This is a genomic window from Amycolatopsis marina (genome assembly GCF_900111885.1).
In the GTDB taxonomy this organism is placed as follows: Bacteria; Actinomycetota; Actinomycetes; order Mycobacteriales; family Pseudonocardiaceae; genus Amycolatopsis; species Amycolatopsis marina.
The window spans coordinates 1-12,447 of the sequence record NZ_FOKG01000001.1 but is presented as its reverse complement, the minus strand read 5'-3'; the positions used below and the strand labels follow the sequence as shown (position 1 = coordinate 12,447).

Below are 12,447 nucleotides of genomic sequence, written 5' to 3'. Positions count from 1 at the left end.
GTTTTCCGCTGCGCGACGGCGGAAATCGGGGCAGGATCGGGGGATGCAGGTCACCGTGCTCGGATCGAGCGGCCGTACCGGAACCCACATCGTCCGCCTGTTGTGTGCCAGGGACTACGCGGTGCGCGCCGGGGTGCGCAGCAGGCAGCGGGGCGAGGAGGTGGCGCGGTTCGGTGCGCGGCCGGTCGTCGCCGATGTCGCCGCCGATCCGGAGGAACTGGTGCAGGCGTTCGAGGGCAGTCAGGTCGTGATCAACACGGCCGGTGCCGGTGATCCCGACCCCGCCTCGGTCAACCTGGTGGACCGCGACGGCGCCATCGCTGCCATCCATGCGGCCGAGAAGGCCGGGGTCCAGCGCTACGTGCAGCTGTCCGCGCAGTTCGCCGACTCACCGGACCAGGGTGACCGGCTGGTGCGCTCGATCCTGCTGGCGAAGCAGATCTCGGACAGTATCCTGCGCAGGTCGAGCCTGAGCTGGACCGTGGTCCGTCCCGGAACGTTGACCGACGACCCACCCACCGGCCGCGTCAAGATCGCCGGTCACCTGGAAGCGGGTCGCGTGTCCAGGGCGGATGTCGCCGCGGTCGTCGTGGCCAGCCTGGAGGAGCCACTGACCGAGAGCCGGGGGTTCGACGTGCACAGCGGGGAGGTCCCGATAGCGGCGGCCCTCTCCTCCCTCGACTGAGCCGCTCACACCGGCACTTTCCCGTCGATGCGCCGCTCGGGCTCCGCGTCGGGGTCGCTCTTTCCGGGGAGAGTGTCGGCGCGCCGTCGCAGGGAGCCGAGCAGCACGCCGGTCACCACGACGACGCCGGCCACGATCTCCAGTACGGCGGGCCGCTCGTCGAGCAGCAGGAACGCGAGTGACATTCCCACCACCGGGACGAGCAGCGAGAACGGTGCCACCACGCCTGCCGGGTTACGCCGCATGAGCGTGGTCCAGATACCGGAGCCCACGATCGTGCCGAACAGCACGATGTAGGCGAGCCCGCCGAGCGCGGTCAGCCCGCCGGAACTGCCAAGGGTCGACAGTGACGCCCACTGTTCGCCCGGGCCTTCGAACACCAGCGACAGCGCGAACATCGGCAGCGGGGGCACCACCGACATCCACAGCGTGAGGTGCAGCGGGTTCCGCGGCTGCGCCTGCCGCGCGCAGAGGTTGCCCGCTGCCCAGCTCAGCGCGCCGAGCAGCGTCAGCACCACCGGCAGCAGTGCCGCGAACTCGGCCCGGTGCCAGGCGATCGCCGCCATCCCGCCGACGGCGAGGGTGATCCCGGCGAACTGCCTTGGGGACACCTTCTCGCGCAGGAGCACCGCGCCGAGCAGCACGGTGAACGGAGCCGAAGCCTGCAGCACCAGGGAAGCCAGGCCGGTGGGCATGCCGATGTCCATCCCGACGAACAGGAACGCGAACTGCAGGGTCCCGAAGCCGAGCCCGTACCCGATCAGCCAGCGCACCTTGACCTTCGGCCAGGGCACCAGCAGCACGGTGGGGATCGCGATGACCAGGAACCGCAGCGACCCGGCGAACAGCGGCGGGAAGTGCTCGATGGTGGCGTGGATGGCGAGGAAGTTGCAGCCCCAGAGCACCGCGACGAACACGGCAAGCAGGCGATCACGAACCAGCATCGGTGCGCAGCACTCCTTGTGGGGTGGTGGCCGGGCGACGGGAGGGCATGGCCTCAGAGTCGCCGAGAGAACCGTAAAGGACCAGCGAGATTATTTGCATCCATTATTCAGTAGTGCTTCACATACACTGTCTTCCGTGGATATCGGCAGGTTGCGCACGCTGCGGGAGTTCGCCGATCGCGGGAGTGTGATCGCCACCGCACGTGCCCTGCACTGCACGCCGTCGGCCGTGTCGCAGCAGCTGCGTGCGCTACAGGCCGAGGTCGGCCTGCCGCTCACCGAGCCCGCGGGCCGCGGCCTCCGGCTCACCGATGCCGGGAGGGCGTTGGTCGCCAGGGCCGACGACGTCCTCGCCGCTCTGCAGCGTGCGGAGTCCGAACTCGACACCTACCGGAGCGTGCCGCGCGGGCGGGTGCGGGTCGCGGTGTTCCCGTCCGCCGGGCTGATGCTGTTGCCGGGTCTGCTGCGGCGGGTCGCGGAGCACGACCGGCTCGACGTCGAGGTGCGCGACGTCGACATGACCCCGCCCGAGGTGCCAGGACTGGTCGCCGACTTCGACGTCGTGGTCACGCACAGAGATGAGCACGCGGAGCCGTTCGACTCGGAGCGGCTGGAGGTCGTGCGGTTGCTCCGGGAGCCGCTGGACGTCGCGCTGCCGCCGGGGCATCCGCTCGGTGACCGGGACCGGGTCGACCTCGCGGACCTGGCCGGGGAGCGCTGGATCGGGGTGGATGTCGGTTTCCCCGTGGACGACGTGCTGCGCTCGCTGGCCACCCGCACCGGTGTCCGAGCACAGGTGGTGCACCGCATCAACGACTTCCGGATCATCGAGGCGCTGGTCGCCGACGGGCACGGCATCGCGCTGCTGCCCCGCTACACGATGGACACGGCCGGTCAGCGGCGTCTGCTCCGCAGGCCACTGGCCGGAATCCGCGCCGCGCGGCTCGTCGAGGCAGTGCTGCGGGTGGGTGCCTCCGCGCGGCCCGCGGTGGCCGCGGTACTCGACGCGCTGGGCGCCGAGGCGAGCGAAGTCACCCCAAGCTGAACTCGCACTTTCCCGGGAAAGTGTGAGGGGGCAAGCCCGCGACCAGGGGCGGGAGTTTCTCGACTCGCACTTTCCCGGGAAAGTGCGATACGTGCGTGCGCAACTACCGCACTTTCCCGGGAAAGTGCGAGTCACACGGGCGTGCTGATCCGCGTCCGCAGCGCGAGGCTGGCGCCGGTACCGAGGAGGAGCGCGACGCCGAGGGAGAGGAGCAGGCTCAGGCCCGGCTCCTGGATCAGCTGGCCGCCGAGGTAGCCGAGCAGCGCCGTGTAGCCCGACCACAGGGTGACGCCGATGGCGGACGCGGTGAGGAACGTCCTCGGCGGCCAGCGCAGCGAACCGGCCAGCAGCGCGCCGACCGTGCCGCCGGAGGGCAGCCAGCGCGCGACGATCAGCATCGGACGGGCGTGGGACTCGGACTGCCGCGTCAGCCAGTCCAGTCCGGTGCGCACCCCGCGCCGGTTGCCCAGCCGGTCCAGCACGGGCGGGCCGCCGCGCCGGGCGAGCGCGTAGAGGAACTGGTCGCTGAGCAGGCAGCCGACGGCGGCCACCAGCACGACCGGAATCAACGACCACTCCTGCTGTGCGGCGGCCACGCCCATGCCGATCAGTGCCACCTCGGTGGGCAGCAACGGCACCAGCGCGATCACGAACAGGGCCAGCATCCCGGCCGTGTAGACGTCCACAACAGAAACAACGCCGGACTCCCGGAAAAGTATCCGGGGCGCCTTCCCCCGCTGAGAGATCCCTCAGTTCTGTGCCGGAAACCATGACAGGAACTGACCATGTTCGCCGCGATCGTGTTCATGTCAGGGTTCACGCAAGACAGACAGGAGCACGATGAGCGGGCAGCTTCAGGGCAAGGTCGCGCTGGTGGCCGGTGGCACGCGCGGTGCGAGCCGAGCGATCGCGACCGAACTCGGCAGGGCGGGCGCGACGGTGTACGTCACCGGTCGCACCACCCGAGAGCAGCGATCCGAGGTGAACCGTCCGGAGACCATCGAGGACACCGCCGACCTGGTCAGGGAAGCGGGCGGCGAGGCGATCGCGATCAGGGTGGACCACCTGGACCCTGAGCAGGTGCGGGCACTGGCCGAGCGTGTCGACAGCGAACAGGGCAGGCTCGACATCCTGGTCGACGGCCTGTGGGGCGGGGACGGCTACCTCGACTGGGGCAAGCCCGTGTGGGAGCAGTCGCTCGATGGAGCACTGCGGATGATCCGGCTCGGCATCGACGCGCACATCATCACCAACCATTTCCTGCTCCCGCTGCTGATCCGCAGGCCGGGCGGACTGGTGGTGGAGATGACCGACGGCACCGCCGAGTACAACGCCAGGTACCGCAAGGGCACGTCGTTGCCCTTCTATGTCGCGAAGGCCGCGGCCCACCACCTCGCGCTCGGGCTGGCTGACGACCTGGCCCCGCATGACTGCACCGCCGTGGCCATGACTCCCGGCTGGTTGCGGTCGGAAGCGATGCTGGACGAGTTCGGCGTCACCGAGGAGAACTGGCGGGACGCGCTGGAAAAGATGCCGCACTTCTGCATCTCGGAGTCGCCGACGTACGTCGGCCGTGCCGTCAGCGCGCTCGCCGCCGACCCGAAGGCGGCGCGGTTCACCGGCCAGACCCTGTCCAGCGAGCAGATGGCACTGGAGTACGGGTTCACCGATGTGGACGGCAGCAGGCCGGTGGGCTGGCGCTACATGGTGGAGGTCGCCGATGTGGGCAAGCCGGCGGATCCCACCGGCTACCGCTGAGCTAGCTGTTGCGGGCCGCCATTGTTCTCGCCGTCTCGGCGAAGGCGGCCCGCAACTCGGCGGGTTCGAGAATCTCCACCTCGGCGCCGAAGCCGAGTAGCTGGGACAGCGCGATGTCGTGCCGTTCCATGCGAAGGTCCACTTCGGTCCAGCCGTCCGCGTCCGGTGGTGTCGAACTCTCCAGTGCGGCCAACGCGACTTCGGCTTCGACCAAGCCGTTCAGGATGCGCCTGCCTGCCGGGCTCAGTCTCAGTCGCACCCGCTCGTGGAACAGTGTCTGCTCGAACTGCGCCGAGGACCGCTGCCACCACCCCGCGAGGTCGAAGCCCGCCGGACGGTCGAAGTGTTCGGCCGTTTCGGTCGCGGCGCTGATCCGCGCGACCCGGTACGTGCGAATGGTGTCCGCTTCCGGGACTCTGGCCACCAAGTACCAGACACCGGCCTTCAGCACGAGGCCGAGCGGTTCCACCGAGCGCTCGACGGACAGGTCACCCCTGCGGTAGGTGAGGTGCAGGCGGTGCTGGGACCACACCGCCCCGGCGACGGTCGCGAGGGCACCGGTGTCGCCGCCGGTGTCCTCGCGACGGAACCACCCGGGCGCGTCGAGGTGGAAGCGCTGCGCCACCTCCTGTGCCTGTTCCCGCAATGGGCCGGGCAGGGTGGCGGTCACCTTGGCGTGGGCGGCCGAGACCGCCGTGCCGAGGCCGAGTTCGGTGAGCGCACGAGGAACGCCCATCGCGAAGATCGCCACGGCCTCCCTCGACGTCAGTCCGTCCAGCCTGCTGCGCCAGCCCTCGACGAGGCGAACGCCGCCGTGCCGCCCCGGCTCGGTCCACAGCGGAACGCCTGCGCTCTGCAGGGCGGCGATGTCACGGTGCATCGTGCGCTCAGAGACGCCGAGTTCCCCGGCCAGTTCGGCCGCCGTGGCGCTGCGCTTGCGCTGCAGGGTGAAGAGCAGGGCTACCAGACGTTCAGCGCGCATCCATCGATCATGCCGGTGTGTCGTGGGCGCGGCTGCCCGAGGGCCAGGTGAATTCCGGATCCTTCTCGTAGTCGTCCCGCCTGTCCTCCAGAGCCATCCGCACCATGTCCTTCGCAGCTGGCCCGGCGACCCAGCGCAGGGGCGGGTCCTCGAGGTCCAGCAGTTCGAGCAGGCTCTCGGCCGCCACGGACGGCGGTGCGTCGGTCGCGTCCTCGCCCTGCTCCGCCGGGCTCGCGTCACTCAGGTCCGGGTAGCGCGCAGCACCGAAGATGCCTCCGCGGAGTTCGTTGTACGCGCCGTTCTCGTCCGCGAACCGCATGCTCCGGCCGAACCAGTCGGTGGCGAATCCGCCGAGTTCGAGGATGTGTACGCCGATCCCGTGTGGAGCGACCTCCTGGGCGAGGGCCGCGCTGAAGCCCTCGAGTGCCCATTTGGTCGCGTTGTACAGACCGAAGAACGGCATCGCGCCGACCGCGCCGACACTGGAGACCTGCACGATTCGGCCCTGCCCCGCAGCTCGCATATGTGGCAGTGCCGCCTGGGTCACCCAGAGCGCGCCGAAGAAGTTGGTGTCGAACTGGGCGCGGGCCTCGGTCTCGGAGATCTCCTCGGTCGCGCCGACGAGTCCGTAGCCCGCGTTGTTGACGACGACGTCCGGTGTGCCGACGGTGTCGGCGATGTCATCGACGACCTCGGTCACGGCCGCCCGGTCGGTGACGTCGAGTTCGCGACGGATCAGCCGGTCACCCCACTCGTATGCGAGATCGGTGAGCGCGTCGGCCCGGCGGACGGTGGCCACGACGTGGTCCCCGTTGCGCAGCGCCGCTTCGGTGAAGGCCCGGCCGAGACCACGGCTTGCGCCGGTGACGAGCCAGAGTCGGGTTTCGGTTGCGGTCACTGGTAAGCCTTTCGATCGCGAGGTAGAACGAGACGTATCGTCTCGCATGAGCTAGATTACTGTCAAGACGCCGCGTCTCGCGAGAGGAAGAGTCAGATGACCGAACGACGAGCCCCTTCGACGGCCCGGCGCAGTGAGCGGGCCAGGGTGGCGATCCTGGAGGCAGCCTACGACCTCCTGCTGGACGAGGGTTTTCTGGCGATGACGATCGAGGGGATCGCGGCGAAGGCAGGGGTGGGCAAACAGACCATCTACCGGTGGTGGCCGTCGAAGAGCGCGGTGGTGTTCGACGCGGCGCTGCACGCGGGCGAGCAGGCCGCGGACTCCGGCGGGCTGCCCGACACCGGGGACCTGGAGGCGGACCTGCGGCTGGTGCTACACGCGATCGTGGACGAACTCCGCGACGAGCGGCGCTCGGCGGCGCAGCGCACGATCATGGTGGAGTCGATGCACGACGACGAACTGGCGGAGAAGGTGGTCGAGCACATCCTGCGCCCGCAACTGGAGTTGACCAAGGACCGCTTGCGCAGCGCCGTCCGGGCTGGTCAGCTCGACCGGGACACCGACATCGACACACTCCCCGACGCCCTGTACGGCCCGATCTTCTACCGCTGGATGCTCCGCACCCAACCCCTGACCCACGCCTTCGCCGACCAGATCCTCGGCACGACCCTCGGTGTCCACAAGGTGAACCAGAGGGCGCGCCAAGGTGAATCAGGGTGAACGGTATTTCGCACCAGCTCCCCATTCCGCTCATATGAGCGTCTTCTGAGGAAATTTGTCCTGGTCCAGTCCAATATCTCGATCGTCGTCAGATGTAGCAAACCCTCGCGGGGAGGAAGAGATCATCGGGCACAGATTCCGTGGTAGGGTCCAAATCCCGGGCTATCCGTTCGCGAATATCGGTGCTCTTCACCCTCGAACAGCACAGAACCTTGCGCCCGTTGTCGGCAAGTTCCTCGTACGAATGCAGTACGCCGAAAGACTGTTGTAGCGCAAACGAGCGCGATGGAGTCGCCGGAAGGGTGGCAGCGGGCGGCATGGCTGATCGGTTCGAGTTCACGCTGGGCAGCGTCGAGTTGAGCATCATCGGACAGGCGCTCGGCGTGAACGTGCGGCAGTTCCCGCTTCGTGTCCGCGGCACCACGACCGATCCGGTGCGTCTTGTGCGACTCGCGAAACGCGTCCACCAGGATCTGGAACGACGCAGGCTGTCAAGCTCGGGTGCGCTGCATTCGTCGGTGCGTGCCGCTGTCGAACTTTTCGGCAGTCATCGGGTGGCCGTGGCGATCACGGGTACCGATGGTCGCGGAGCTGATATCACCGTACTCACACTCACCGACGGCAGGCAGGCGCTGGGAATCACCCAATCGGCAGGTGCGGACGAGATGACCTTCGCCCTGTTCTCCGACGACGAGCTGGTCGAGGTGCTCACCGGTGTCCCCCCGTTGCTCAGGGGCGCCCAGGGGCCCGCACTCACCGTCGAACATCGCCCGGATCCGTCGGTGTCGGCCATGGTCGCTCGGCGCAGGGCCGAGGCGGAACACGACGAGGACGAGACGGACGCCTTCGGCAACATCGAACTGCGCGGTGTGGTTCAGGCGGTCAGCCCGGTACGGCAGCGGGCCCGGCGGGATGACATCGACGAGTTGACCGGTGTTCTCGCCGGAGGGCGGATGGGATCCGGGTACATCGTGGTCACCAGCGGGGGTGGCGGTCGGGGCCCGATTCCGCCACTGACGTGGCTGGACACCGAGCAGGGTCGTTACCTCGTGCGGACCTCGACCGATGAGAGCGGGACCGTCACGGCCGAGTATGTGCCCGCCGGCACGGCCGAACTCGCTGACGCCGTCCAGGACCTGCTCTCCGTCGCCTACTGACCGCATTCGATGTCCGGTACCGAACTGAGGGGGTCGCGATGAGCGAACAACCGTCCATACAGGCGGAAGTCCCGACCATGGAGCAGCTGAGTGGCAGGGAGCTGACAGCTCTCGCCCGCAGCGGCGACTTCGCCGTCGACGAGACCACCGGCGACCGGATGATCGAGTCACTGGAGTCCATAGTGGATAGTCTGGAGTCGCGGTGGCAGGCGCTGCAGAAGTTGCAGGAACTGCCGCCACTGAGCGCCACAGCCACCGCGCAGTGGATGGCGGGTCGCACGGTGGCCACCGCTGCCGACGAACGCGGGCTGCTCACGCGGTTGCGCCAGGCGCGCGCCGAGCTGCCACGTTATGTGGAAGCCATCAGGCTGGCCAAGCGCAACTACTACGAGCGTGACGACGAGGTCCGTGCCTCCGTCGCCCGGCTCGATCCGCAGGTCTGACCAACCACCCGATGCTGAGGAGCTATGGCCGTGGCCGTATCGGATGACAGTTACGACGTCACGACGGACCCGTCGTCCCCGTACTATCTCGGCCCGATGAGCAACGAGGCGAAGTCGGGCGACGAGATCCGAGCCGAAGTCACCGCGGAGGTGGACGCGGAAATCGCCGACGCCGAGCACTGGCTCGCCAAGCTGATTCTGCCGCTGATCAGGGACGAGGTGATTCAGCAGCGGTATGCCCAACGCATCGACGAGGCGCGCGATGGCCTCGACGAGGGGCTCGAGCTGCGGGCGGACGGCGGGCCGCCGCGAACCGTGTGGGACAACGCCGCGCACGAGCAGATGGTCGAGGCCATCAGCCGGGACGCCGACTCCGCGGTCATCGCCGAGTCCTCCGAGGAGTGGGTGCGGCTCGGCAACGAGCTGACCGAACACCAGCGCGCCCTCGCCGCCTCGATCAACGACAGCATGGGCAACTGGGAGGGCGAGGGTGGAGACGCGGCCAGGACGCACCTCACCGAGGTGGGCCGATGGCTCGGCGCTACCGCGTCCGGCGCCACGCTGGCCGGTCGCCAGCAGCAGATCCACTCCCAGGCTCTCAACGAGACGCAGAAGCGGATGACCGCGAACCCGCCGGTGCCGTTCTCGGCGCAGGAGGCCAACGCCCGGCTGCAGACCATCAGTGATCCCGTGCAGTTCGCGCTCCAGGCGCAGCAGGACATGCAAACATTCCAGGTGCAGCAGTCCGCCCGCGAGCAGGCCGCCCGGATCATGAACCAGTTCGACGAGACCGTCGGTTCCGCGGCGACGATGCCCGTGTTCGCGGCGCCGCCGACGTTGGCATTCGCGATGTCGGCCACCCAGACGGCTGGGGGAGGCGCGGCAGCCGGTGCCCGGTTCGGGGAGGTGCGCCCCGGCACCGAGGCCCCTCCGGCGTCGATGGATGCTGAAAGCGCGGCGCGCGGCCAGGCACTGCGGCTCGGGGAGCGGGCCGACGCCACCGCGAACCCCGTCGGAACGGCGGCACCGGGGACAAGCTCCCTTGCTGCTTCGGCGACACCGGGAGCAGGTGCCCCGGTGGTGCCGGATTCTTCCCTCCGCTTCGCCGAGGCGACCGGGGCTACCGGGGAGCGGGGCAGTGCCACGCCCCCGGTCACGCCTGGGCCGTTGCCCGAGTTCGACAGTTCCACTCGCGCTGCCGGTTTCACACCGCACGGCTCGCCGGGCGGTGTGCCTGCCGCGACGACCGCGGGGCAGGAGTTCTCCCACCGTGGCACCCAGTTCACCGGCCAGCCACAGGGCACAACGGCGTCCGGGGTTCCCGCGTTCGGTGGCCCGGGCGTGCCGACCGGATCGGACACCGGGCGGGGACGCGGACCGAGCATCGGCCGATCAGGTGGCATCAACGGGGACAGCATTGCCAGCAGGCTGGGCGGGCTTCCCGGAACCGCGTCGCGGGGCGGCGACCGGGATTCGCAGGCACCCGGCGACACCCGCCGCGGCGGCGGTTCGCCCTCGACCGCGGCGATGGGCGGCATCCCCGGAGGTGCCACGGCAGGCAGGAGCCTGGGCGGAATCGGTGGTGGATCGGGCGCCGGAGGTGCGGCGCTGGGATCAGCAGGCGGAACACCGGGACAGGGCGTGGGCACTGGGAGCGTGTCCGGAACCGGTGACCCGTCCGGTGGTCGCGGCGGGTCGGGCCCGGCCGCCGGTGCGGGTGCCGGTGCCGGTGCGGCCAGGGGAGTCGGTGGCATGCCCATGGGGGCCGGTGCGGGGCGCGGAAAGTCCGAAGAGGACAAGGAGTACCGCGTCGCGGAGTACCTGGAGCCGGAGGACCCGGCCATCTTCGCCGCGGACGAAGTGGTCGCGCCCCCGGTGATCGGGGACTGGAAGAACAAGGACTGGAAGTAGCGGCACGCCAGCCGGACGTTGCCGATAGTCCCGCCCGATGCGAGGAGGAACAGTGCGTTACGAGGTCGTGCCCGAGGACTTGGTTGCTCATGCGAGCCATCTGGACGGGCTGGTCGACAGGTTGAACACGGCCGCGTCCGCCGCGCGCACGGTGTCGATGTCCGACCAGGCCTACGGCCTGCTGTGTGCGTTCATGCCGATGATCGTCAATCCCATGGAGGAGGAGGCGTCCGGCGCGCTGGATGCCGCGGTGGAGGGTGTCGGCATCACCGCCGACAACGTGCGCGCCGCGGCGGCCGGTTACCAGGATGCCGATCAGACGCACGCTGCTCCCTTTCATGCGGCGGGAGCGGACCTGTGAGCATGCCAGGAGGCCTCGGCGCGCTCAGTGGTGATCCGGATGAGGCGATGGCCCGTGTCGACAGCTGGGCGCGGGGGTTCGCTGAGAAGGCGCAGCGGTACCAGGTGGCGCAGCAGGAGACCGAGCGGATCCGGTTGACCGCGGCCAGTCCTGACGGCGCGGTGCGCGTCACGGTGGGCGCGGACGGCGCGGTGACCGACCTCGAGTTCGCGAACAGGGCCAGGAGTATTCCGTTGCCGGAACTGTCCGCGCAGATCTTGGCCACCATGCGGCGTGCTCAGGCGGACATCGCGACCAGGGTCGGCGAGGTCATGGCTGAGCAGCTCGGCGAGGAGGACCTGCAGACCAGAGCCGTGATGCTCGGCAGCCTGCGCTCCCGGTTCCCCGACCCGGACGCCGACCCGGACGCGGACCCGGATGCGGACCCGCCCGAGCAGAACCAGCAGGGCGAGCAGGGCCAGGCCCCAAACAACCCGGACGCTGCTGCTGCCCCGGACGCTGCTGCTGCCCCGGACGCTGCTGCTGCCCCGGGCGGTCAGGGTGAATCCGGCCCGTCCTCGCCGCCAGGGGCGGGCGGCGGCCGAGGCGCAGGCGATATCGACGAGGAGGACAACAACCCGTGGTGAATCCTTTGATCGCGGAGACCACGAGTTCGACCGAGTCGTATTCCGGGGTGACGTTGCTGGAGTCGGCGCACGATTTGAACGCGGCGATCAACAGTGGCGACTGGGCGGCGGTGGCGCTGGGTGCTGTCGGGACCGCGCTGGACGCGCTCGCGACCGTGCTGGATCCGTTCGGCGCGATCCTGGCGGCGGGTGTGGGCTGGTTGATGGAGCACATCGGTCCGCTCAAGGAGGCGCTGGACGCGTTGGCGGGTGATCCGGACGAGATCACGGCGCATTCCGAGACGTGGAAGAACATCGCCACCGAACTCGGCAGCATCGGCAGCGACCTGACCGGGATGGTCGCCAACGACACCGTCACGTGGGAAGGCGTGTCCGGCGATCAGTACCGGGCCCGCTCCGCCGACACGGTCGCTCTGCTCACCGCCGCCCAGCAGGCCTCCGACGGTGCCTCGGGTGGGATCAAGACAGCGGGCGAGGTCGTGGCCGCGGTGCGGAGCCTGGTTCGCGACATCATCGCCGAGTTGGTCGGTCACCTGATCAGCTGGGCCCTGCAGGTGGTGTTCACTCTGGGGATCGGTCTGCTCTGGGTGGTGCCGCAGGTGGTGACCGCGGTCGCCAAGACGGCAGCGCAGATCGCCGATCTGACCAAGCGTCTGGTGCAGGCGTTGCAGGCGCTGAGCCCTCTGCTGCGCAAGGCGACCGATCTGTTCAGCGACGCCGGGGCGGCACTGCGCAAGATCCGCGACGGCAAGCCGGGCACGCCCGCGACACCCGAGGACCTCCCCGGCGGGCAGAAGATCACCGAGGTGCCGAAGGGCGGCGGTCCAGGAGGAGGCACGACTCCCTCTTCGGCGGACTCGGGCCCGGTGTCCCCACCACCGAAGATCGACACCTCCACCGGTCCCTCCGGCTCG

At 69.4% G+C, this 12,447-nt stretch carries 14 protein-coding genes; 10 read left to right on the top strand and 4 right to left on the bottom strand.

What is annotated here, in order from left to right; all coding sequences use genetic code 11:
* The first annotated feature begins 43 nt into the window (after positions 1–43).
* Positions 44–685 carry an SDR family oxidoreductase gene (locus BM199_RS00070; RefSeq protein ID WP_091667663.1) on the top strand — a complete coding sequence of 214 codons (642 nt, stop codon included), beginning with the start codon at positions 44–46 and terminating at the stop codon, positions 683–685.
* 5 nt (positions 686–690) lie between these two features.
* Here BM199_RS00070 and BM199_RS00065 read toward each other — a convergent pair whose 3' ends face one another.
* Complete coding sequence (locus tag BM199_RS00065; RefSeq protein ID WP_091667660.1) at positions 691–1,629, bottom strand: EamA family transporter; 939 nt, start codon at positions 1,627–1,629, stop codon at positions 691–693.
* 136 nt (positions 1,630–1,765) lie between these two features.
* Between BM199_RS00065 and BM199_RS00060 the strand changes: the two genes are divergently transcribed.
* Positions 1,766–2,674, top strand: a complete 909-nt coding sequence (locus BM199_RS00060) for a LysR family transcriptional regulator (RefSeq protein ID WP_091667658.1) — start codon at positions 1,766–1,768, stop codon at positions 2,672–2,674.
* Between the two features lie 131 nt (positions 2,675–2,805).
* On the opposite strand, the gene BM199_RS00055 is transcribed toward BM199_RS00060, so the two are convergent.
* Positions 2,806–3,360 carry a DedA family protein gene (locus tag BM199_RS00055; protein WP_091667655.1) on the bottom strand — a complete coding sequence of 185 codons (555 nt, stop codon included), beginning with the start codon at positions 3,358–3,360 and terminating at the stop codon, positions 2,806–2,808.
* A 154-nt stretch (positions 3,361–3,514) separates the two neighbouring features.
* Between BM199_RS00055 and BM199_RS00050 the strand changes: the two genes are divergently transcribed.
* On the top strand, positions 3,515–4,432 hold the full coding sequence (locus BM199_RS00050) for an SDR family oxidoreductase (protein ID WP_091667653.1): 918 nt from the start codon (positions 3,515–3,517) through the stop codon (positions 4,430–4,432).
* A 1-nt stretch (position 4,433) separates the two neighbouring features.
* On the opposite strand, the gene BM199_RS00045 is transcribed toward BM199_RS00050, so the two are convergent.
* Entirely contained in the window at positions 4,434–5,414 is a 981-nt protein-coding gene (locus tag BM199_RS00045) for a helix-turn-helix transcriptional regulator (protein WP_091667650.1), read from the bottom strand.
* Positions 5,415–5,421: 7 nt separating this feature from the next.
* Complete coding sequence (locus tag BM199_RS00040) at positions 5,422–6,312, bottom strand: SDR family NAD(P)-dependent oxidoreductase (protein WP_218160268.1); 891 nt, start codon at positions 6,310–6,312, stop codon at positions 5,422–5,424.
* A 96-nt stretch (positions 6,313–6,408) separates the two neighbouring features.
* Here BM199_RS00040 and BM199_RS00035 point away from each other — a divergent pair, with 96 nt between their 5' ends.
* The 7 genes from BM199_RS00035 to BM199_RS00005 all read left to right on the top strand — a co-directional run.
* Positions 6,409–7,035, top strand: a complete 627-nt coding sequence (locus BM199_RS00035) for a TetR/AcrR family transcriptional regulator (protein ID WP_091667644.1) — start codon at positions 6,409–6,411, stop codon at positions 7,033–7,035.
* Positions 7,036–7,352: 317 nt separating this feature from the next.
* Complete coding sequence (locus BM199_RS00030; RefSeq protein ID WP_091667641.1) at positions 7,353–8,192, top strand: ESX secretion-associated protein EspG; 840 nt, start codon at positions 7,353–7,355, stop codon at positions 8,190–8,192.
* 38 nt (positions 8,193–8,230) lie between these two features.
* Entirely contained in the window at positions 8,231–8,635 is a 405-nt protein-coding gene (locus BM199_RS00025) for a hypothetical protein (protein ID WP_091667638.1), read from the top strand.
* Between the two features lie 30 nt (positions 8,636–8,665).
* On the top strand, positions 8,666–10,546 hold the full coding sequence (locus BM199_RS00020; RefSeq protein ID WP_143101727.1) for a hypothetical protein: 1,881 nt from the start codon (positions 8,666–8,668) through the stop codon (positions 10,544–10,546).
* A 52-nt stretch (positions 10,547–10,598) separates the two neighbouring features.
* Entirely contained in the window at positions 10,599–10,907 is a 309-nt protein-coding gene (locus tag BM199_RS00015) for a type VII secretion target (RefSeq protein ID WP_091667632.1), read from the top strand.
* 2 nt (positions 10,908–10,909) lie between these two features.
* A complete protein-coding gene (locus BM199_RS00010) occupies positions 10,910–11,533 on the top strand; it encodes a YbaB/EbfC family nucleoid-associated protein (RefSeq protein WP_425425488.1) in 624 nt (207 codons plus the stop codon).
* The coding region (locus tag BM199_RS00005; protein WP_425425476.1) for a WXG100 family type VII secretion target at positions 11,527–12,447 on the top strand (921 nt) is incomplete at its 3' end. The genes BM199_RS00010 and BM199_RS00005, both read left to right, overlap by 7 nt.